General features: G+C 71.5%; 20 protein-coding genes. 7 read left to right on the top strand and 13 right to left on the bottom strand.

The window, feature by feature from the left end; translation table 11 throughout:
* Positions 1-27 precede the first annotated feature (27 nt).
* Positions 28-1,329 (top strand): isochorismate synthase, encoded by a 1,302-nt coding sequence (locus ASG73_RS14795; protein WP_055996887.1) that lies wholly within the window; start codon positions 28-30, stop codon positions 1,327-1,329.
* A gap of 57 nt (positions 1,330-1,386) precedes the next feature.
* Here ASG73_RS14795 and menD read toward each other — a convergent pair whose 3' ends face one another.
* From menD to ASG73_RS14830, 7 genes are all read right to left on the bottom strand, one after another.
* Positions 1,387-3,132 carry a 2-succinyl-5-enolpyruvyl-6-hydroxy-3-cyclohexene-1-carboxylic-acid synthase gene (gene menD, locus ASG73_RS14800; RefSeq protein ID WP_055996890.1) on the bottom strand — a complete coding sequence of 582 codons (1,746 nt, stop codon included), beginning with the start codon at positions 3,130-3,132 and terminating at the stop codon, positions 1,387-1,389.
* Between the two features lie 29 nt (positions 3,133-3,161).
* Positions 3,162-4,613 (bottom strand): PGAP1-like alpha/beta domain-containing protein, encoded by a 1,452-nt coding sequence (locus tag ASG73_RS14805; RefSeq protein WP_055996893.1) that lies wholly within the window; start codon positions 4,611-4,613, stop codon positions 3,162-3,164.
* The gene (locus ASG73_RS14810) at positions 4,610-4,906 is read right to left on the bottom strand and encodes a hypothetical protein (protein WP_055996896.1); all 297 of its coding nucleotides are present in this window, start codon (positions 4,904-4,906) and stop codon (positions 4,610-4,612) included. The genes ASG73_RS14805 and ASG73_RS14810 overlap by 4 nt, the downstream gene beginning before the upstream one ends.
* A gap of 94 nt (positions 4,907-5,000) precedes the next feature.
* Positions 5,001-6,008: an o-succinylbenzoate synthase gene (locus ASG73_RS14815; RefSeq protein WP_055996900.1), complete on the bottom strand. Its 1,008-nt coding sequence runs from the start codon at positions 6,006-6,008 to the stop codon at positions 5,001-5,003.
* Entirely contained in the window at positions 6,005-6,409 is a 405-nt protein-coding gene (locus tag ASG73_RS14820) for a VOC family protein (protein ID WP_055996903.1), read from the bottom strand. Before ASG73_RS14820 ends, ASG73_RS14815 begins: the two co-directional genes overlap by 4 nt.
* Positions 6,410-6,443: 34 nt before the next feature.
* Positions 6,444-7,436, bottom strand: a complete 993-nt coding sequence (locus ASG73_RS14825) for a GTP pyrophosphokinase (protein WP_055997618.1) — start codon at positions 7,434-7,436, stop codon at positions 6,444-6,446.
* Positions 7,437-7,475: 39 nt separating this feature from the next.
* A complete protein-coding gene (locus ASG73_RS14830) occupies positions 7,476-8,309 on the bottom strand; it encodes a hypothetical protein (RefSeq protein WP_156466312.1) in 834 nt (277 codons plus the stop codon).
* Positions 8,310-8,587: 278 nt separating this feature from the next.
* Here ASG73_RS14830 and ASG73_RS14835 point away from each other — a divergent pair, with 278 nt between their 5' ends.
* Positions 8,588-10,012 carry a GntP family permease gene (locus ASG73_RS14835; protein WP_055996908.1) on the top strand — a complete coding sequence of 475 codons (1,425 nt, stop codon included), beginning with the start codon at positions 8,588-8,590 and terminating at the stop codon, positions 10,010-10,012.
* Positions 10,013-10,069: 57 nt separating this feature from the next.
* Here the strand turns inward: ASG73_RS14835 and ASG73_RS14840 are convergent, their stop codons facing one another.
* Positions 10,070-10,525 carry a DoxX family protein gene (locus ASG73_RS14840; RefSeq protein ID WP_055996910.1) on the bottom strand — a complete coding sequence of 152 codons (456 nt, stop codon included), beginning with the start codon at positions 10,523-10,525 and terminating at the stop codon, positions 10,070-10,072.
* Positions 10,526-10,641: 116 nt separating this feature from the next.
* On the opposite strand from ASG73_RS14840, the gene ASG73_RS14845 reads away from it, so the two are divergent.
* The 5 genes from ASG73_RS14845 to ASG73_RS14860 all read left to right on the top strand — a co-directional run bounded on the left by ASG73_RS14845 (position 10,642) and on the right by ASG73_RS14860 (position 14,795).
* Complete coding sequence (locus ASG73_RS14845) at positions 10,642-11,598, top strand: 1,4-dihydroxy-2-naphthoyl-CoA synthase (protein WP_055997621.1); 957 nt, start codon at positions 10,642-10,644, stop codon at positions 11,596-11,598.
* Positions 11,599-11,629: 31 nt separating this feature from the next.
* Positions 11,630-12,400 carry an NYN domain-containing protein gene (locus tag ASG73_RS14850; protein ID WP_235499472.1) on the top strand — a complete coding sequence of 257 codons (771 nt, stop codon included), beginning with the start codon at positions 11,630-11,632 and terminating at the stop codon, positions 12,398-12,400.
* Positions 12,401-12,578: 178 nt separating this feature from the next.
* Entirely contained in the window at positions 12,579-12,737 is a 159-nt protein-coding gene (locus tag ASG73_RS17965; protein ID WP_156466313.1) for a hypothetical protein, read from the top strand.
* Positions 12,734-13,882, top strand: a complete 1,149-nt coding sequence (gene menE / locus ASG73_RS14855; RefSeq protein WP_055996916.1) for an o-succinylbenzoate--CoA ligase — start codon at positions 12,734-12,736, stop codon at positions 13,880-13,882. The genes ASG73_RS17965 and menE overlap by 4 nt, the downstream gene beginning before the upstream one ends.
* A gap of 22 nt (positions 13,883-13,904) precedes the next feature.
* Positions 13,905-14,795, top strand: a complete 891-nt coding sequence (locus ASG73_RS14860) for a 1,4-dihydroxy-2-naphthoate polyprenyltransferase (RefSeq protein ID WP_055996920.1) — start codon at positions 13,905-13,907, stop codon at positions 14,793-14,795.
* Positions 14,796-15,003: 208 nt separating this feature from the next.
* Here ASG73_RS14860 and ASG73_RS14865 read toward each other — a convergent pair whose 3' ends face one another.
* Genes ASG73_RS14865 through ASG73_RS14885 form a run of 5 tightly spaced genes read right to left on the bottom strand, consistent with a single transcriptional unit; the run spans position 15,004 to position 19,233 of the window.
* A complete protein-coding gene (locus ASG73_RS14865; RefSeq protein WP_055996924.1) occupies positions 15,004-15,324 on the bottom strand; it encodes a DUF4229 domain-containing protein in 321 nt (106 codons plus the stop codon).
* Between the two features lie 9 nt (positions 15,325-15,333).
* A complete protein-coding gene (gene ccsB / locus ASG73_RS14870) occupies positions 15,334-16,308 on the bottom strand; it encodes a c-type cytochrome biogenesis protein CcsB (RefSeq protein ID WP_055996927.1) in 975 nt (324 codons plus the stop codon).
* On the bottom strand, positions 16,305-17,870 hold the full coding sequence (gene resB / locus ASG73_RS14875; protein ID WP_055996929.1) for a cytochrome c biogenesis protein ResB: 1,566 nt from the start codon (positions 17,868-17,870) through the stop codon (positions 16,305-16,307). The genes ccsB and resB overlap by 4 nt, the downstream gene beginning before the upstream one ends.
* Positions 17,870-18,646 carry a cytochrome c biogenesis CcdA family protein gene (locus ASG73_RS14880; protein ID WP_082567286.1) on the bottom strand — a complete coding sequence of 259 codons (777 nt, stop codon included), beginning with the start codon at positions 18,644-18,646 and terminating at the stop codon, positions 17,870-17,872. Before ASG73_RS14880 ends, resB begins: the two co-directional genes overlap by 1 nt.
* Positions 18,643-19,233 carry a TlpA disulfide reductase family protein gene (locus ASG73_RS14885; RefSeq protein ID WP_055996932.1) on the bottom strand — a complete coding sequence of 197 codons (591 nt, stop codon included), beginning with the start codon at positions 19,231-19,233 and terminating at the stop codon, positions 18,643-18,645. Before ASG73_RS14885 ends, ASG73_RS14880 begins: the two co-directional genes overlap by 4 nt.
* Between the last annotated feature and the right edge of the window lie 7 nt (positions 19,234-19,240).

Below are 19,240 nucleotides of genomic sequence, written 5' to 3' on the forward strand. Positions count from 1 at the left end.
ACCTACGGTCGTAGGCTGTTGCCCGCCATGACCTCACCATCGCCCGTCGACGTCCCCCACCCGCTCGGCTCCCCGCACCCGGCATTGGTCGTGCGCACCGTCGCCGTCCCGGTCACCCGCGTCGGCCACCTGCTGGCACTGCTCCCGGAGCCCGAGGACGCCGGCGACATCGTCTCCTGGGTACGCAAGGGCGAGGGCCTGGTCGGCTGGGGCCGCGTGGCCACCTTCCGCGCGACCGGGGCCGACCGCTTCGAACGGGCCCAGGCGTGGTGGCGTGATGTGACGGCCGAGGCGATCGTGCGCGACGACGTCGACGAGCCCGGCACGGGGCCGATCGCCTTCGGGTCGATGGCCTACTCCCGTCGCTCCGAGACCGAGTCCGTGCTCGTCGTGCCCGAGGTCGTCGTCGGACGCCGCGGGGACCTCGCCTGGATCACGACGACCACCACCGACTCCACGGTCCCGCCGGCCGACGAGCCGCTCACCGCCCAGCCCGGGCCCCGCGACCCGGGAGAGGTCACCTTCGTCGACCGCGACCTGAGCGCCGAGCGTTGGGCAGGTGCGGTCGACGAGGCCGTCGCCCGGATCAGCACCGGCGACCTCGACAAGGTCGTCCTCGCCCGGGCCGTCCAGGCCACCGCCCAGCAGCGCATCGACCCCCGCTGGCTCCTCACCCGGCTGGTCGAGGACTACGACACGACCTGGGTCTTCGCCGTCGACGGGCTCGTGGGGGCCACCCCCGAGATGCTCGTCCGGCTCGAGCGTGGCCTGGTCACCTCGCGTGTGCTCGCCGGCACGATCCGCCGCACCGGCGACGACAGCCACGACCTGGCCCTCGCCGGGTCGCTGGCCCGCAGCAGCAAGGACCTCGAGGAGCACGAGTACGCGGTGCGCTCGGTGGCCGACGCGCTGACGGCGCACACCTCGTCGATCAACGTGCCGGAGACCCCCTTCGTCCTGCACCTCAACAACGTCATGCACCTGGCGACCGATGTCGCGGGCGTCGTGCGTGACGGGTCGACCTCGCTGGCGCTGGCCGCGTCGCTGCACCCCTCGGCCGCCGTGTGCGGCACCCCGACGACGGACGCCGACGCCGTCATCGCCGAGCTGGAGCAGATGGACCGGGGCCGCTACGCCGGGCCGGTCGGCTGGATGGACGCCTCCGGCGACGGCGAGTGGGGCATCGCCCTGCGCTGCGGCTGGTACGACAACCCGCAGTCCCTGCGCCTGTACGCCGGCTGCGGCATCGTGGCGGGATCGGTCGCCGAGGACGAGGTCGCCGAGTCGGTGGCCAAGCTGATGCCGATGCGCTCCGCGCTGGGCGGCTGAGCGCTCCCCCTCGTCAGCGCGAGAGCGCCGCTTCGTCAGCGCGAGAGCGCCGCTTCGTCAGCGCGAGAGCGCCGCGATCACCACATCACGCGCCGCCTGACCGGCAGCCCGACGGGCCCCCGGGTCGACGGGGACCCGGACCACCCGGATGCCCGTGCTCGGACGGCTCACCAGATCAGCCAGCCCCTGGGCACCGCTCACTGTCGTGGCGGGCACCCCGTGGGCCGCGCAGAGCAGCTCGATGTCGGTGCCCGTCGGCGTGGTGAAGAGTCGGCGCATCGGTCCCGCGAGCTCGTCGGCGCCGTACTCGAGGGTGCTGAAGATGCTTCCGCCGTCGTCGTCCACGACCACGATCGTCAGGTCCGGTCGGGGTTCGTCCGGACCGATGAGCAGGCCGTTGGCGTCGTGGAGGAAGGTCAGGTCGCCCAGCAGCGCGACGGTCGGGCCGCGCCGCGAGAGTGCCAGACCGACGGCGGTGGAGACGCACCCGTCGATCCCGGCCAGGCCACGACTGGTGACGATCTCCACGTCCTCACGCACCCGGGCGACGCCGTGCGCGATGTCGCGGGCGACGCTGCTGCTGCCGAGGAAGAGCGCGCTGCCCTCGGGGAGGGCGTCGTGGACGGCCGCTGCAGTGGCCGGCCCGTCGAGGGCGGTGCCTTCGGTGGCGAGTGCCTCGGCGATGCGCTCCCCTGCGGCCTGCCACCTGCGGGCGAAGGGGGTGGCTCCTCGCTCCTCGTCCGGGACCGCGAGCGCAGCGAAGGGGTGGACCGCCGCGGCGGTGTGCGTGGCGTCGGCCCAGCCGGCGGCTCCGGGCTCACCCGGGGTGACCACCTCGACCCGCAGCCCGGGGGCGCGGGTGAGCATGGGGACGGCCCGGCCGAGGGTCGGCCGGCCGATGACCACGACGCGCGAAGGGAGGTGCTCCCCCACCCAGTCCGTCGCCGCGAGGATCCGGTCGCCGTGGGGCAGGACGAGCGGGCTGCTCCCCGGTCCGGGCTCGGCGATGACCGGCGCTCCGTGGTGCGTCGCCCAGGCGAGGGCCACGTCACGGTGCTGCCGCGTCGGCAGCTCGCCGATGACGACGAGGGTGTCGGGGTCATGGGTCAGCGGAGTCGCTGCGCCGACGCTCGGGTCAGCGGTCGCGGTGGTCGGCTCGGGCAAGGTCACCCAGGGCGCGCCGTCGGGTCGACCGAGCAGCGGGTCGAGACCCTCGCGCCCGGTCGGCGCCAGGTCGTCGCGCCCGGTCGGCGCCAGCGGGTCACGGTAGGGCAGGTCGAGGTGCACCGGTCCGGCCGCGCCGGTCCCGCCGAGGGCACCGGTGGCGGCAGCGACGGCCCGTGCAGCAGCCGTGCGCCAACCGGGTGACTGTCGCGCCGGGTCGGAGGGCGTCTCGAGCTCGAGGGCGAGGCGGACGTGCTCGCCGTAGACGCCGATCTGGTCGGTCGCCTGGTTGGCGCCGATGCCGCGCAGCTCGGGCGGACGGTCAGCGGTGAGCAGCAGCAGCGGGACCGCGCCGTGGTGCGCCTCGAGCACCGCAGGGTGCAGGTTGGCCACGGCTGTGCCGCTCGTCGTGATGACGGCCGCGGGACGCCGGGAGGACTTGGCCAGTCCCAGTGCGAGGAAGGCTGCGCTGCGCTCGTCGACCCGCACGTGCAGCCGGATCCGACCAGCGAGCTCGAGGTCATGGGCGGCGTAGGCCAGCGGGGCCGAGCGCGAACCGGGGCAGAGCACCACCTCGCGCAGCCCCAGACGCACGAGCTCGTCGAGGAGCACGCGGGCGCCGGTCGTCGAGGGGTTCACGGGCTCGATCCTGCCACTTGCGCCGTGGTTCATCGGCGCTCGATGTCGTAGTCGATCGTCACGGTGGGGCCACCGAAGCCACCGACATAGGCAGCGGCGCCGTCCCGCCAGGCAGCGATCGACGGATCATCGCTCGCGTCGACCATCCGTGCCGTGTCCGCGTAAAGCCCGTTGTCATGAGCCTGCGTCGCCCGCCCGTCGGGACCCAGCTCGTCGGCGATCGACCGCTCCACGCTCACCCAGCTCGCCCGGTCGGGGTTGTCCGCGCCCTCGGACGCCGGCACGAGGTCCTGCGTGTGCTCGAGGCTGAGGACGGACACGTCCTGCGGGATGTCGAGGCGCGCCACGGGAGCCGCCGAGGTCACGACATGGGTGATGCCGAGCCGCGCCCTGAAGGCGGGGTCCGCCGCGAGCGCCGCCGCCGTGAGCCCGCCCTGGCTGTGACCGGTGACCATCACGCGTGGGGGGCCGGTGTCGCCCGTGCGGCGACGGGCGTCCTCGACCGCGTCGACGACGGCCTGCATGGTGCGGGTGCGCTGACCAGCGGCGAGCAGGATGTTGCTCGTCATGTCGTAGGGGTTGCTGCCGGCTCGTGGGTCGAAGGTCTGCGTCCCCGGCACGTCGACCACCCAGGTCCAGGACCCGTCCGGCTGAGGGATGCCGGACACCCGAACCCGCGACCCGCCCGACGTGGGTCCGTCGCCCGTCACGAGGTCGCCAACCCCCCGGGGAGCCACCCCGACCCGAGGGGCGTGTGCCGTGAGGCGGACGTCCTTGCTGCTCTCGTCGAGCATCACCCCCCGGGTCGTCGCGAGGACGACGGCGAGCGCCTCCTCCTGCGTCCGGGGCGGGTAGCTCGCTCCTGCCCGGCCGCTGCGCCGGGCCATCAGCACGCCGAGGGCGGGGACCCCTTCGCCGAGCCCGAGGACCAGTCCGTCGAGCCCGTCTGCTGCCACCGGGACGAGCCAAGGGTGGTCGAAGAGGATCTCGTCCACCTCTCGACCGAGGCCGAGCCCCACGGCCAGTGCGGCATCTCGGCCGGCGGGCACGGACAGCACGGCGGCGGCGACTGGCGCGACCACCACCCCCGCTCCGAGGAGCACCGGGCCGGCGCTCCGCCCCACCCAGCGCCCGGCTGCGGTCGCGATGCCGTCGGTGAGGGCCTCGGCGGCGCCCTCGCCCGCCCGGTAGGTCCGCACCGCGGTGGTCGTCGCGAGCGAGGTGGCGACGACATCGGCCGCTGCGCCGGCCACCCCTGAGGCGCCTGAGCAGCCGAGCAGGGCCAGCTCGACGGCCATGAGCTCACGCGGTGCAAGCACCCCGGCCAGCACCAGCCGTGGCTCGGTCGCCACCGAGGCCACCGACACGGCGATCTCCGTCAGCTGGGTCCCGATGCCGCGCAGCCTGTGGGCAGAGTCCTCGAGCTCGGCGAGCCCGACCGACAGGCCCGCGACACCTCCGGTGACCTCGATGCCGCTCACGGCAGCAGCCCGACGGTCAGGTCGACGTCGCCGATCAGCCGCAGCCGGGACTCGGCGACGGCCTGCAGCTCGCGGACCAGGCGCGCGCTCTCGCGAACTCGACTCGCGAGGGTCGTGATGTCGTCGGCGTGGCCGGTGACCCGGTCACGGTGCAGGTCCGCGGCCCCGCCCCGCCAGGTCGTCGCCGTCGCGACGCGCACCTGCGCCGCGCACACCTCGAGTCGCTGCGCGCTCCGATCCAGTCGGGCCGCGACTCCGCTCAGCTCCCCCGGAAGGAATGTCCCCATGTCCATGGACCCAGCCCACCGCCTCGACGCGGTGAGCGGGGCTCCCTTCGCCTCGCTGTGCATGTCTGACCACACCCCTGGCCGGGATGTGGACGAGCGCTCAGCCGCGTGCGGCCCAGGCCGCGCGCACCCGCTCGCGCCACCACCGCTCACGGTGGGCAGGAGACGCGTGCTGCACCAACAGCTCCTCGTCGGGGACCACCTCACGCACGGGCAGCACACCGCCGACGGGCAGGAGTGGGGCGGTCGTGACATCTGCCGCGAGCAGCGCGCCGGTGCCCAGTCCGCAGGCATGCTCGAGGCTCGGCAGCGCGGCGGCGAGGGCGACGCCGGCCCGCAGTCCGATGCTGGAGTCGATGGCCGAGGAGACGACGGCCGGGAGGCCGCACTCGTCGACGATGCGCAGTGCAGCGGCCACGCCGCCGAGCGGCGCGACCTTGACGACGATGACATCAGCAGCACGCAGACGGGCGACCTCGAAGGGGTCTTCCGCCTTGCGGATGGACTCGTCCGCGGCGATGGGCACATCGACACCGTTGTGCGCCAAGTCGATCCGCAGATGGGCGAGGTCCCGCACGTCGGCGCACGGCTGCTCGGCGTACTCCAGCTCGAAGGGGGCCAACCTGGCCAGCATGTCGGCCGCCTGGGTGAGTGACCACCCGCCGTTGGCGTCCACGCGGATCCGCGCGTCGGGCCCCATGAGGTCGCGGACGGCGGCCACCCGGTCGATGTCGTCCTGCTCGACCTGGCCGCGCTCGGCGACCTTGATCTTGGCCGTGGTGCAGCCGTCGTACCGGCTCAGCACCTGTGCGACGCGCTCGGCCGGCACCGCGGGCACGGTCGCGTTGACCGGCACCTCGGTGCGCACCGGGTCGGGCCACGTCGTCCACGCGGCCTCGACCGCGGCGTCGAGCCAGCGCGCCGCCTCGGTCGGTCCGTACTCGACGAAGGGGGCGAACTCTCCAAAACCGCAGGGTCCTTGGACGAGCGCGACCTCGCGCTCGTCGACGCCGCGGAAGCGGGTGTTGAGCGGCAGGGTCACCACTCGCAGCCCGTCGAGCAGCTCGTCGACGGAGTCCGGCCACTGCGTGGGCTGCACGCGGCTCATCGGTCGCGGGAGGAGAGCACGCAGAACTCGTTGCCCTCCGGGTCGGCGAGCACGGTCCAGGTGACATCGTGGGTCTGGCCGACGTCGACGCGAGTGGCTCCCTTGGCCAGCAGCGCCTCGATCTCCGCGTCGCGGTCCTGGTCGATGTGCGGGGCCAGGTCGATGTGCAGGCGGTTCTTGATCGTCTTGCCCTCGGGCACGGGGGCGAAGACGAGCGAGGTCCGGCGCGTCATCCACCTCGCCGTGTCGTCCACCGGGTCGTCGGTGTGCTCGGGGGGCACGACATTGCACTCGTGCTCGTCCTCGTAGTCCACGCGCCACCCGAGCACGTCGGCCCACCACCTCGCGAGGGCCGCATGGTCATGCGCGTCGACGGAGAGCTGGTACAGGTGCAGGGCCATGGGGCAGACGGTAACCCGGCAGCCCCGCCGCGGATCAGTCGGCGAGCCGGCCGAGCCGGGCCGTCAGCAGCGGGATGCGGTGCGCATTGCCGTGCAGCGCCACGTAGTGGTCGCCGTAGACGGACAGCAGCGCGTCGTCGAGGCGACGGACTGCGCCGGGCGGGTAGCGATAGCCCATGTGTCCCTCGATCGACTCGACGTCGACGTCGCGCAGGACCTCACGCAGCTCGGAGAGCGAGCCGATGCCCAGCTCGAGCAGCAGCCCGCTGATCCACGCGTAGTGGTCGGTGCGCGACCAGCCGGCGTCGGTGAACTGGCCGGCGAGGAAGGCCGCCAGGTCGGTCGGGCTGATCCGGGGGTCGTCGTCAGCGCCCTCGGCCGGCGAGGTGAGCTCCTCGCGGTGGCGGTCCCTGATGGCCGAGAACTGCTGGTCGGCCAGCTCGAGCAGACCGGCGGCGAGGGTGAAGCGGCGGTCGAAGTCGGGGGCGTGCTCGGCCGAGACCGAGCCCTTGTACCGGACGTCGTGCTCGAACTCGGCCCAGGCGTGCTGGAGCACCGTGCGGATCTGCACCGAGGCCGGTCGATCCGTCGGGATGCCCGCCTCCGCGCGCTCCTCGTCGAGGGCGACCAGCAGGTGGCGGCTGGAGTAGCCGAAGCGTCCGGCATCGGCCGTCTCCTGGCCCATGTCCCGGTCCTCGCGCACCACGAGCTGGGAGGAGAGCAGCTGCGCCACCGCGTCGACGTCGGCGAGGACATAGGTCACCACGCGCACACCGACCTGGTCGGTGATGTCGCTCAGCGGCTTGGGGTGTGCGAGTCGGCCGCCCTGCAGCCGTCGTGCGGCCTTGCCGGCGAAGGACTCCACCGACTTGGTCCGGCCCGTCACCGCCAGGTAGTTGATACCGGCGTCGTCCAGCAGCCGGGTCACGAGCGCGACATAGGCGTCGGTGACGCCGCGCAGCTCCTCTTGGCTCGCGGCGTACCTCTGGACAGCCCGGCGTATCCGGGTCGACTGCGTGCTCGCCATGGGGACATGGTGCACCACGGCTCGCCCGCTGGGGGCGAGTCACTCCTCGCGGATCCTGACCGCGAGGTCGCGGTAGTCCATGAGCTCCCGGCGAAATCGGCTGACGAGCATGCCTGCGTCCCCGAGCACGTAGACGTCAGGGACCTCGGTCGGCGTCTGCCCGTGCGCCCAGCGACTGCCGCCGATCGTCGTGGCGAGGGTCGCCGACCGGCTCGACGGTGCCTGGGTCGTCCCGAGGTCACGCAGCCAGTGCGCGACGGTGAAGGGCGCCCCCGCCCCCGCCAGGCCGTTGGCCTTGACGATGCAGTGCACGACGACAGCGGCGACCTTGGCGGGCTCGAGGTCGCGCCACAGGCGCAACGTGCCCGCCGTCGCGGCTGCCGTCAGCAGGCGACGACACGCGGTGAGCACCTCGTCGGTGACGAGCCACCCGGCGGAGGCCCGCGCGAGCTGCTCGTCGACCGCCTGCGCGAGCTCGCGCTCCTGGTCCGGGAACCCACCGACGTCGACCGGCGACGAGGCCGGGAGCGGCTGGGCGTCGAGCTCGGCGAGCGGCCGCTCCCCGCCGACGACCCGGGTGAGCCAGTCGAGCATCGCCTCGTGCGGAGGCACACGTACCTCGACCCGTTGGACGATCGGCGCGGGCGCCCTCCCGCGCAGGTGGTCCAGCTCGAGCGCAGCGCACTCGTACCCACTGCCACTGATCGGCCGCCGGCAGGACTCGACGACGTGCCCGTCGATGACCACGATCTCGGTGAGCTCGCCGAGACCTCCACGCGCTGCCTGCTGGTCGTACCCGTCGTCCTCGTCGTGCGTCTCGTGCTCGACGTACCAGCGCTCAGGTCCGAAGAGCCCGTCCGCTTCCCTGATCATCCCGTCGACCATGTGCTGTCCTCCCGTCGTGGCCGCCCCCGGTGTGTGGCCGTGCACTCCACCCCACCGCCTACGAAGAGCGAGGGGGACCCCCCTTCGCCTGCTGTGGACGGACCCCGGCCCGGCGTGCGGGATGTGGACGGTCACAGCACGGTGCTGACCGCCTTGGCCACGTGGTTGATCGCGAGCGCCGCGAAGCTGCCACGAGGCGGATGTTCGACATCAACCGCACCTGAGCCCGTCCTGTGAGGGGCGTCACAGACGCGTAGGCTCGGCGGGTGACCATTGCGCTGACCCTCATCGCGATCGCCCTGGCGATCCTGCTCATCATCCGCTTCAAGGTCGATCCGGTGATCTCGCTGATCATCGCCTCGGTCTTCCTCGGGCTGTCGGCAGGGGTGGGCCTGGAGAAGACCGTCACGGAGATCACCGGCGGCTTCGGCGAGATCATGGGCGAGGTCGGCCTGCTCATCGGCTTCGGCGTGCTCATCGGCTCGCTGCTGCAGGCCACCGGGACCTTCCGCGCACTCGTGGAGATCATCGCCCGCCGGGTGGGCGGCAAGCTCCCGTACGCCATGGCGGCAGCGCTGGCCACGATCTTCCCGTCGATCTACGTCGACGTGCAGGTCGTCCTCGCCTCCCCCATGGCCCGCCAGGCCGCGCCGGTCGTCGACCGCAAGAAGGGCCTGCCCTGGCTCGCCGGCGCCATCGGGATCGGCATCTTCGCCGGCTACGTCTTCGTCGTCCCGGGGTTGGCCGCTGTCGCGGTCGCCGGGCTCCTGGAGGTCCCACTCGGTCGCTACCTCGTCTTCGGCGCCCCCATCGGGCTGGCCACGGCCTTGGTGACGACGCTCCTCTTCCGCCTCCTGCTGCGCGCCGGCCTCTGGAACGAGCTGACCGACATCGACCCCGACGAGGAGGAGCACCCCGACAACCCGGGTCACCGCACCTACCTCGCCCGCGCCGATGCCGAGTCCACCCCGCGCGACGCCGACCACGTCGCCACCGATGTCGAGGACCCGGACGCCGTCCCCGAGCGCGCCCTCCGGCTCCCGCTGCTCGTGCGCCTCTCCCCCATCCTCGTGCCGCTGGTCCTCATCGCCTTCGGCGCCTTCATGGAGCTCTTCAAGCGCAGCAACGACGTCATCGCCTTCTTCGGCAACGCCAACATCGCGCTCTTCATCGGTCTGCTCATCGCCTTCCTCATCGGCCGGACCACGCTCGGCGGGGACGGTACCGAGAATGCGCTGTCCAGCGGCTTCCGCACCACCGGCGAGATCCTGCTCATCACCGGCATCGGCGGCTCGCTCGGCGCGGTCATCAAGGCGACCGGCCTCGGCGACACGCTCAAGGGCCTCTTCTCCGCGGACGCCGGCGCACCGGTGCTGATCAGCGTGCTGCTGGCCTGGTTCATCGCCGCGCTGCTGCACTTCGCCATCGGCTCGGTGTCGGTCGGCGCGATCACGGCGGCCGGCATCATCGGCCCGGTGGTCGCCTCGACGGGTGTCGACCCGGTCGTCATCGGCCTGGCGATCGCCTCGGGCGCGATGTTCGCGCTGCACGTCAACAGCAACTTCTTCTGGATGTTCAAGAGCCTGCTGGGGCTGTCGACCAAGGGCGCGCTCAAGACGCTGACCCTCGCCACCTCGCTCGGCGCGGTCGTCTCCTTGCCGATGGTGCTGCTGATCAGCCTCGTCGCATGAGCGGAGCCCCCTTTGTCGTCGTGACGAAGGGGGCTCCGGCCCGACGGTCGTGCGCGGTCAGGCCGCGACGCGCTCGCGCTCTGTGTCGTCGACCGTCGCGTCCGCACGACGGCGCCCGGCGATGACCGCGTCGAGCGACCACGCTCCCGGGCCGGCGAGGGCCAGCGCAGCGGCCACGGCGCCGAGGATCAGGACCAGCTCGTAGCCACCCTCGGCGACGAAGAAGCCGGCGGCCAGGTGGACGATGACGAGCGCCCCGAGCATGACGGCGGCGTAGATCGCCGAGACGACGCGGGTGCCGAGCCCGAGGACGATGAGGATCCCGCCGACGAGCTCGACGAGGAGGGTCATCGGACCCGCCACGCCGGCGAGCGGCACACCCATCCCGGCGAACATGTCCCCGACCCCGCCGAAGCCTGCTCCGGTCAGCTTCTGCCATCCGTGGAGGAAGATGGTCAGCCCGCCCGCGACCCGGAGGACGAGGAGGGCGGAGTCGATCTGGTGGCGGCGCATGTGCGCGTCCTTCCGATTGATTGCACTTACAACAGTTGTCACTTTAACGAATGCGACCGGCCGCGCGCAATCGGGCGCCCATCGACCGGAGCGTGCCGGTCAGTAGGCTCACCCCCGTGAGCGCACTGGACAACGTCAGCGAGACCTTCGACCCACAGGCCTGGGAGGTGGTCCCCGGCTTCGAGGACCTCACCGACCTCACCTACCACCGGGCCAAGGACGTGGGGTGCGTCCGCATCGCCTTCGACCGGCCGGAGATCCTCAACGCCTTCCGTCCGCACACGGTCGACGAGCTCCACCGCACCCTCGACCACGCCCGTCGCACCTCCGACGTGGGCGTCGTCCTGCTCACCGGCAACGGCCCGACCCCGCGCGAGGGCAGCAGCGCGACCACCGAGGGCTGGTCCTTCTGCACCGGTGGCGACCAGCGCATCCGCGGCCGCTCCGGCTACCAGTACGCGGCCGACCCGACCGGCGACGACAGCGTCGCGGGCATCGACGAGCGTCGCGTCAAGGCCGAAGGGGGGCGCCTGCACATCCTCGAGGTCCAGCGCCTCATCCGCACCATGCCCAAGGTCGTCATCGCCCTCGTCGGCGGGTGGGCGGCAGGCGGCGGTCACTCGCTGCACGTCGTGTGCGACATGACGCTCGCCAGCCAGCACGCGCGCTTCAAGCAGACCGACGCCGACGTGGGCTCCTTCGACGGTGGCTACGGCAGCGCCTACCTCGCCAAGATGGTGGGGCAGAAGCGTGCTCGCGAGATCTTCTTCCTCGGCCGGACCTACACCGGTCAGGAGATGTTCGAGATGGGCGCGGTCAACGCGGTCGTCGACCACGCCGAGCTCGAGGTCGAGGCTCTGACGATGGCCCGCGAGATCATGGCCAAGTCGCCCACCGCGATCCGCATGCTCAAGTTCGCCTTCAACCTCACCGACGACGGGCTCATGGGCCAGCAGGTCTTCGCCGGCGAGGCGACTCGCCTGGCGTACATGACCGACGAGGCCGTCGAGGGACGCGACCAGTTCCTCGAGAAGCGTGAGCCTGACTGGTCGCCCTTCCCCTGGTACTTCTGAGGTTCTGCTGATGGGTCAGCCCGAGTCCCGCGTGGCGATCTACATCGACTTCGACAACGTCGTCATCTCCCGCGCCAGTCAGGTGAAGGAGTCCGGAGACTCGGCAGAGGTGGCCATCAACGTCCTGCTCGACTTCGCCACCCGCTATGGGCGCCTGACCATCTCGCGGGCCTACGCCGATTGGTCGGTCAAGAAGAACGCGGACTACAAGGAGCAACTCGTGGCCCGTGCGGTCGAGTTGGTCCAGCTCTTCCCCGCTGCGAAGACGAAGAACGGCGCCGACATCCGGCTCGCCGTGGACGCCATCGAGGACCTCTACCTGCATCCCGACATCACGCACGTCGTGATCGCCGCTGGCGACTCCGACTTTGTTCCCCTCGCCCAGCGAGCCCGCCGCCTTGGCCGTGTGGTGCTGGGCGTGGGCGTCGCGGGCAGCATCAGCAAGACCTTGGCCAGTGCCTGCGACGTCTACATCGACTACGACGAGTTGCTGGACGACAGGGAGAAACTCGAAGCACAGGCGAAGGACGACGCTCCGCATGCATCGAAGGGCGCGCCGACACCGAGTCACGGGCCACGCACACCGCGTCGGCCCTACCCACTGATCAACGAGGCGCTCCAGGGCCTGATTGCGCAGCACCCCGAACGTGATTGGCACGCTCTCAGCGCCCTGAAGAACCAGATCCTGCGCATCGACTCGACGTTCAAGGAGAGGGACTACGAGGCAGGCAGCTTCAGTGATCTCCTCGGCCGCTACACAAGTCAGGTCGAGGTGAAGGACAACTGCGCGCGACTGCGGTGACCGTGGAGACGACCGGTCCCGTGTCGCCTCGGCGTTGTGCGCACCAGGGGGTCTCAGACCTTCTTCACGCGCACCCACCGCGCCCGCTCAGCTTCGGTCGCTCTGAGGTCTGGGTGCCTGCACGTGCGCTGTGGACAGGCCTCGTCGTCCGACCGGCTTGACCACCTAAACTCGGTCCATGCGGGAAAGCATCGAGGACGTCGACCCCTCCACTGAGCCATGGCTGTTCACCGAAGTGGCCGATGCCTACGACTCGTTGAAGGCTGACCCGTCGCGAGCGATCCCCTCCGACGTGGTGCGCGCACACTTCGCGGACAAGTGGATGACCCGCCCATGACCATCACCACGCTCCCCCTCCCCACCGGACCCGCGGTCCTCGAGTCACTCCCTTCGCTCGAGCGCGCGCTGACCGGGACGGCGCCGATCCACCCGCACGCACCGGACACGTCGCCGGACCTGCCCGCCGGCGACCTGCCCGACGATCTGGCTGTCGCCATCGCGACCTCCGGCTCGACCGGCACCCCCAAGCTCTCGCTGCTCACCGCGGCCGGCCTCATCGCGAGCGCGGACGCGACGGCCGAGCGCCTGGGCGGCCACGGCCAGTGGCTGCTCGCCCTCCCTGCGCACCACATCGCGGGCCTGCAGGTCCTCCTGCGCAGCGTCGCCGCCGGGACCACCCCGGTGGTCCTCGACCCCGGGAGCGTCACCCCCTTCGACCTCGTCCAGGCCACGGCGGGCATGCACGGGGAGCGCCGCTACACCTCGCTCGTCCCGACCCTGCTCGCCCGCCTCGTCGAGGACCCGCTGGGGCTGGAGGCGCTGCGACGCTTCGACGCGATCCTCGTCGGCGGCGCGGCCACCCCGCGCACGCTGCTCGATCGGGCCCGCTCCGAGGGCGTCCGGGTCGTCACGACCTACGGCATGTCCGAGACCGGCGGCGGCTGCGTCTACAACGGCAAGCCCCTCAAGGGCGTCGCGGCCCGCGCCGGCGCCGACGGCGTCCTGGAGCTCGGCGGCGCAGTCGTCGCGCACGGCTACCTCGGCCGGGAGAGCGACGCCTTCACGACCGAAGGGGGGCAGCGCTGGTTCCGCACCGGCGACCTCGGGTCCGTCGACGGTGACGGTCGGGTGAGCGTCACCGGTCGCGCCGACGACATCATCAACACCGGCGGGCTCAAGATCGCGCCACGCGTCGTCGAGGAGGCCGTCGTGGCGCACATCGCCGCGGTGACCGAAGCCGTCGTCGTGGGCGTGCCCGACCCGCAGTGGGGTCAGTCCGTGGCGCTGGCCGTCGTCACCTCCCCCGGGGGGCCGCCGGTCGGCCCGGTCCCGGAGGGTGGCGTCGCCGAGATCCGCGACATGCTGCGGCCCCATCTCGAGGCCGCTGCCCTCCCCCGTCGGGTGCTCGTCGTCGCGGAGCTGCCCATGCGCGGCCCGGGCAAACCGGACCGCACCGCCGTGGCGCGGCTGCTCGGAGCCTGACCGCCTCGTAGGATCGGCGATCGTGGCCACCATCAAGCAGTGGATCGCCGGCGCCCGTCCGCGAACCCTCCCCGCAGCAATCGCCCCCGTCATCGTCGGTACCGCAGCGGCAGCAGCCCACCGGAACCCCGAGGAGGGGCTGCCGGGCGCCAACCTCGGGCTCGCGCTGCTCGCCATGCTCGTCTCCTGCTGCCTGCAGATCGGCGTCAACTACGCCAACGACTACAGCGACGGCATCCGCGGCACCGACGAGGAGCGAGTCGGCCCGGTCCGGCTGGTCGGCCAGCGTCTCGCCGACCCGGCGAACGTCAAGATCGCGGCCTTCACCTTCTTCGGGCTCGGGGCCTTCGCCGGCTTCACGCTCGTGGCCCTGAGCCAGGCGTGGATCCTCATCCCGATCGGCGTCCTGGCGATCATCGCGGCCTGGCGCTACACCGGCGGCGACAACCCCTACGGCTACCGCGGCCTCGGCGAGGTCTACGTCTTCATCTTCTTCGGGCTCGTCGCGACCCTCGGCACCCTGTACACCCAGATCGGGACCCTCACCGTCGTGGGCGTGCTCGGCGCGATCGCCGTCGGGTCACTGGCCACGGCGATCCTCGTCGCCAACAACCTGCGCGACATCCCGACCGACTCGGTGACGGGCAAGCGGACCCTGGCGGTGCGCCTCGGGGATGCCCGCACCCGCCAGCTCTACCTCGGACTTTTCGCTGTCGCGATCGTCTGCACCCTGCTCATGGCCTTCTGGCGCCCGTGGGCCCCGCTCGGCCTGCTCGGCCTCGTCATCGCCTGGCCGGGCATCCAGGCCGTGCGCTCCGGCGAGACCGGCCGCGCGCTCATCCCCGCACTCGCGCTCACCGGCTTCGCCGAGCTGATGTGGGCGGTCTGGCTCTTCGCCCCGCTCGCGCGCTGACCCCCTTCGCCCGACAGGCCCTCGCTCACCGGAGCGGGGGCCTTCGTCGTGGCCGGCGCTCACGCCCGGCGTCGATGTGCCGGCATGGCCGACAACCGGTCGTCGGCCATGCCGGCACAACGACGCCAGGCCCCCCTAACGACGCCGGGTAGGGACACTCACCGAAGACCTTGGGCGACACCCAATCCGAGGCCGGGCGCGTCGCCACTCAGCGGAAGGTCTCGGGCTCCTCGTCGGCCGACTTCGCCAGAGGTGCGGCGTCCGAGCGCTCCCGAGCAGCGTCCTCGACGGCCTCGTCGGTGTCGGTGCGCGCCGAGCGGGCGTTCTCCTTGGCGGCCTGACGGTCCTGGATCTGCTGGATCATCTCGGCCCGGAAGGGCCGCAGGACGACCGCCGAGATGATCATCGAGGCGAGCGCTGCGCCGACGACCAGCCAGGGCAGCTCGGTGGGCTCGCGCAGGCCGACCAGCCACAGCAGCGCGAGGCAGCCGAAGAAGATCATCATGCGGAGCAGGGTGTAGCGGACCATGTCAGAGCCTCACTGGGCGTAGCTGTGCTGGCCGATGAAGTAAAAATTCACGACCGTGTAGTTGATGACGATGCACGCGAAGCCGGCGATGGCGATCCAGTTCGCCGTGCGACGTGAGGTGTTCTTGGTCGCTCGGGCGTGCAGGTAGGCGGCGTAGACGGTCCAGATGACGAAGGTCCACACCTCCTTGGGGTCCCAGTTCCAGTAGGAGCCCCAGGCCTCGCGGGCCCAGATCGCGCCCGCGATGAGCGTGAAGGTCCACAGCGGGAAGCCGATGATGTGCAGCGAGTAGGAGAACTTCTCGAGGGACTTGGCGTCCGGCAGCTTGCGCCAGAAGCGCTCACCGCCCACCCCCCGGTCGCTCATCAGGTAGAGGGCCGACACGATGGCGCCGACGACGAAGATCCCGACGGACAGGGTCGCGACCGTGACGTGGATCGGCAGCCAGTAGGACTTCAGCGAGGGCACGAGCTCGTCGGCCTCGACGTACCAGGCGGTCGACGCGACCATCAGCAGCAGCGTGACGAAGGCGGTGACGAAGACGCCCAGCCAGCGCACGTCACGGCGCAGGGTCGCCACGCAGTAGACCGCCATGGCGAAGAAGGCGCCGGCGATGCTGAACTCGAAGAGGTTGCCCAGCGGGAAGCGCTGCACGGCCAGCCCACGGAAGATGCACGAGAGCAGCAGCAGAGCGGCGCCCAGCCACGACAGGGACTGGGCGATGCCGGCCGCCTTGCGGGCCCGAGCAGGGGTCTCGCTCACGACCTCCGCGGCAGCACCCCCTTCGTCCGGGTCTGTGGTGCCGGGCTCGGCGGAGTCGCCACCCCCGACGGTCGCGGGAACCTTGGCGTCCGCCGTCGCCTGCTCTCGCACGGGCACGGCCTGCGCGAGGTAGAGGGCGTAGCAGAGCATCGCCACGGTGATCACCAGCGCGGCCGAGGCCAGCGCGTAGTTGGCGTTCTGGGCCAGCATCTCGTTCGTCATGATGTCCTCGATTGTCCCACGAGCTCGTCGCGGATCTCCTGGACGATCTCGAGGAGGCCCTCGTCGTCGTCCTTGCTCATGCCGCCCACGTCGACACGCACGACCTCGCCCTCCTGGACGAGTCGCACGAAGACGCGGCGGCGCTTGATGGTCAGCGTCGCGATCAGGCCGGCCAGAGCAGCCAGCGCCGACCACAGGGTCAGGCCCTTGCCGGGGTCGTGCCGGACCGAGAAGCCCGCGAAGCGCTCGACACCGTCGAAGGTGATCGTGCCCTTGCCGTCGGGCAGCGTGGCGCCCTCGCCGGGCTGCAGCCACAGTCGCAGCGCGTCCTTGCCGTCCTTGGTCTCCACCTTCTCCATCGATGCCGTGTCGAGGGTGAAGACCGACTGCGGACGGCCGTCGGGGTAGAGCTCGCCGGTGTACATGCTCATCGCGAGCGCCGGGCTCTTGGTGTCCGGGAAGACCGAGATCGGGCCCTGGTCGGGGTCGATGAAGGCGGTGGGGAGGAAGAGCCCGACGAAGCCGAACTGCTCCTTGGCGGCCCCCACCTTGATCGCGCCGGTCGAGCGGTAGTTGCCGTCCTGCGCGAGGAAGGGGGTGGCCCCCTGGTAGAGGACCTCACCCGCCTTGTCCTTGACCGTGACGACGGGGGCGTAGCCGTTGCCGAGGAGGAAGACGGTCGCGCCCTTCATCTCCAGCGGGTGGTTGACCTTGACGCTGTCGGTGAAGGCGTTGCCGTCCTCCTCGACCACCTTGACGTGCGCCTCGAAGTCGCGCGGCTGGCCGAAGGTCGCTGCGCCGGGCTCACGGTCGTTGAAGTCGGCCGTCATCTCCTCCACCTCGATGGCGAAGGGGGAGAGAGTGGACTCGTCGACGAGCGGCCCGGGGGCGAAGGTGTCGTAGCGCGTCACCGTGCTGACGAAGGAGTCCCCGGAGGGGACGACGATGTCGGCCTTCCAGCCCCACAGGTGCCCGACGGCCACGCCGATGATGAGGGTGACGAGCGCCGTGTGGAAGATGAGGTTGCCGGTCTCCTTGGCGTACCCCTTCTCCGCGGACACGGACGCGTCGTCGTGGCTGGCGACCCGGTAGCGGCGCCCACGCAGCGCCGCGGTGGCGGCCGCGCGGACCTCCTCGAGGCTGCCGTCGACCTCACCGTCGGCATGGGCCTCGAGCCGAGCGAGCCTCCTCGGCGCGCGAGGAGGCTTGCTGCGCAAGGCCTTCCAGTGCACCGCGGTGCGCGGCAGGATGCAGCCGATGAGCGAGATGAAGAGCAGCAGGTAGATCGCGGAGAACCACGGCGAGGAGTAGACCTCGAAGGCACCGAGCTTGTCGAGGGTCGGCCCGGTGGTCTCGTGGCGGGCGATCCAGTCGGCGGTGCGCGCCGGGTCGAGGCTGCGCTGGGGGAAGACCGAGCCGGGCACGGCGCCGATCGCGAGCAGCAGGAGCAGGAAGAGCGCGGTGCGCATGCTCGTCAGCTGTCGCCAGCCCCACCGCAGGTAGCCGATGGGCCCGAGCTTGGGCTGCGTCACGTCAGGCGTGGACCGGGTGCTGCGGGCCATCAGAGGATGAGCTCCATGTCGTTGAGGAGGTGGATCTGCAGCCACTGCGTCAGGCCGTCCCAGGCGCCGGTGACCAGCAGCAGGCCGATGACCATGAGCAGCAGCGCGCCGACGACCTGGATCGCGCGCTGGCGGCGGCGCAGCCAGGCCGACACGGGCGCCCAGCGCTCGTAGGCAGCAGCGATGAGCAGGAAGGGCAGGCCCAGCCCCAGGCAGTAGGCGACGGCCAGGATCACGGCACGGGTGGTCGACGCGTCACCGGTGAGGTTGAGCGTGAGGACCGCCGCGAGGGTCGGCCCCATGCAAGGGGCCCAGCCGAGGCCGAAGACCGCACCGAGCAGCGGCGCTCCGGCGAGTCCGGCCACCGGCTTGATCGGGAGTCGGAAGGTGCGCTGCGTGCCCGTCCCGAGGAAGACGAAGGCCATGAGGATCACGAGGACGCCGCCGACGCGCATGAGCAGCTCGCGGTGCTCGCCGAGGACCTGCCCCACGCCGGCGACGAACATCGACAGCAGGATGAAGACCGCGGTGAACCCGAGGATGAACAGGAGCGTCCCGAGGAGCATCCGTCCCTTGCCCCGCTTCTCGAGCGCGACATCGGACAGGCCGGTGACGTAGCCGAGGTACCCGGGGACGAGTGGCAGCACGCAGGGCGTGGCGAAGGAGACGAGGCCGGCCAGCGCCGCGACGAGCACGGCCAGCGGCAGGGCTCCACCACTGATCTGGTCGCTCAGCGAGGACGAGGCCGCGGTGAGCGAAGGGAGGGCAGTGATCATCCGGCTTCTGCCAGCGTGTCCTGGACGACCCCCACGAGGGTCGAGGTCGTCACCGGACCGAGGACGACGGCCGCGATCCGCCCCTCACGGTCGAGGACCGCGGTGGAGGGCTGGGTGGTCATCTTGCCCTGCATGTCGATCGCGCTCTTGCCCGACTTGTCGTAGACGGAGGGCCAGGTGAAGCCCCACTCCTTGGCCTGCGCCAGGCCGGTCGCCTTGGAGGACTCGCGGTAGTTGATGCCGACGAACTCGACGTCCTCCCCCTTCGTCTCCTGGTGGGCCTCGACGAGGTGCGGGGCCTCCTTGGCGCACGGCCCGCACCAGCTGGCCCAGAGGTTGACCACGACGACCTGGCCGCGCTCGTCCGCGCTGTCCCACGTCTTGCCGGCGATGGTGTCACCCGCCAGCTCCACGGGCGCGCCGCGATCCTGCGGCGCGAAGAGGGTCATCGACCCGTCGCCGTTGCGTGAGCCGACCTCCTTGGCGGCCTTCTCGGTGGCGGACTCACCGCACGCGGACAGCCCACCGACGAGGGCGAGCGCGCTCACGGAGGCGACGAGGGTGGAGGTCAGGCGACGGGTCTTCATCGAGGGG

Source organism: Janibacter sp. Soil728, assembly GCF_001428305.1.
In the GTDB taxonomy this organism is placed as follows: Bacteria; Actinomycetota; Actinomycetes; order Actinomycetales; family Dermatophilaceae; genus Janibacter.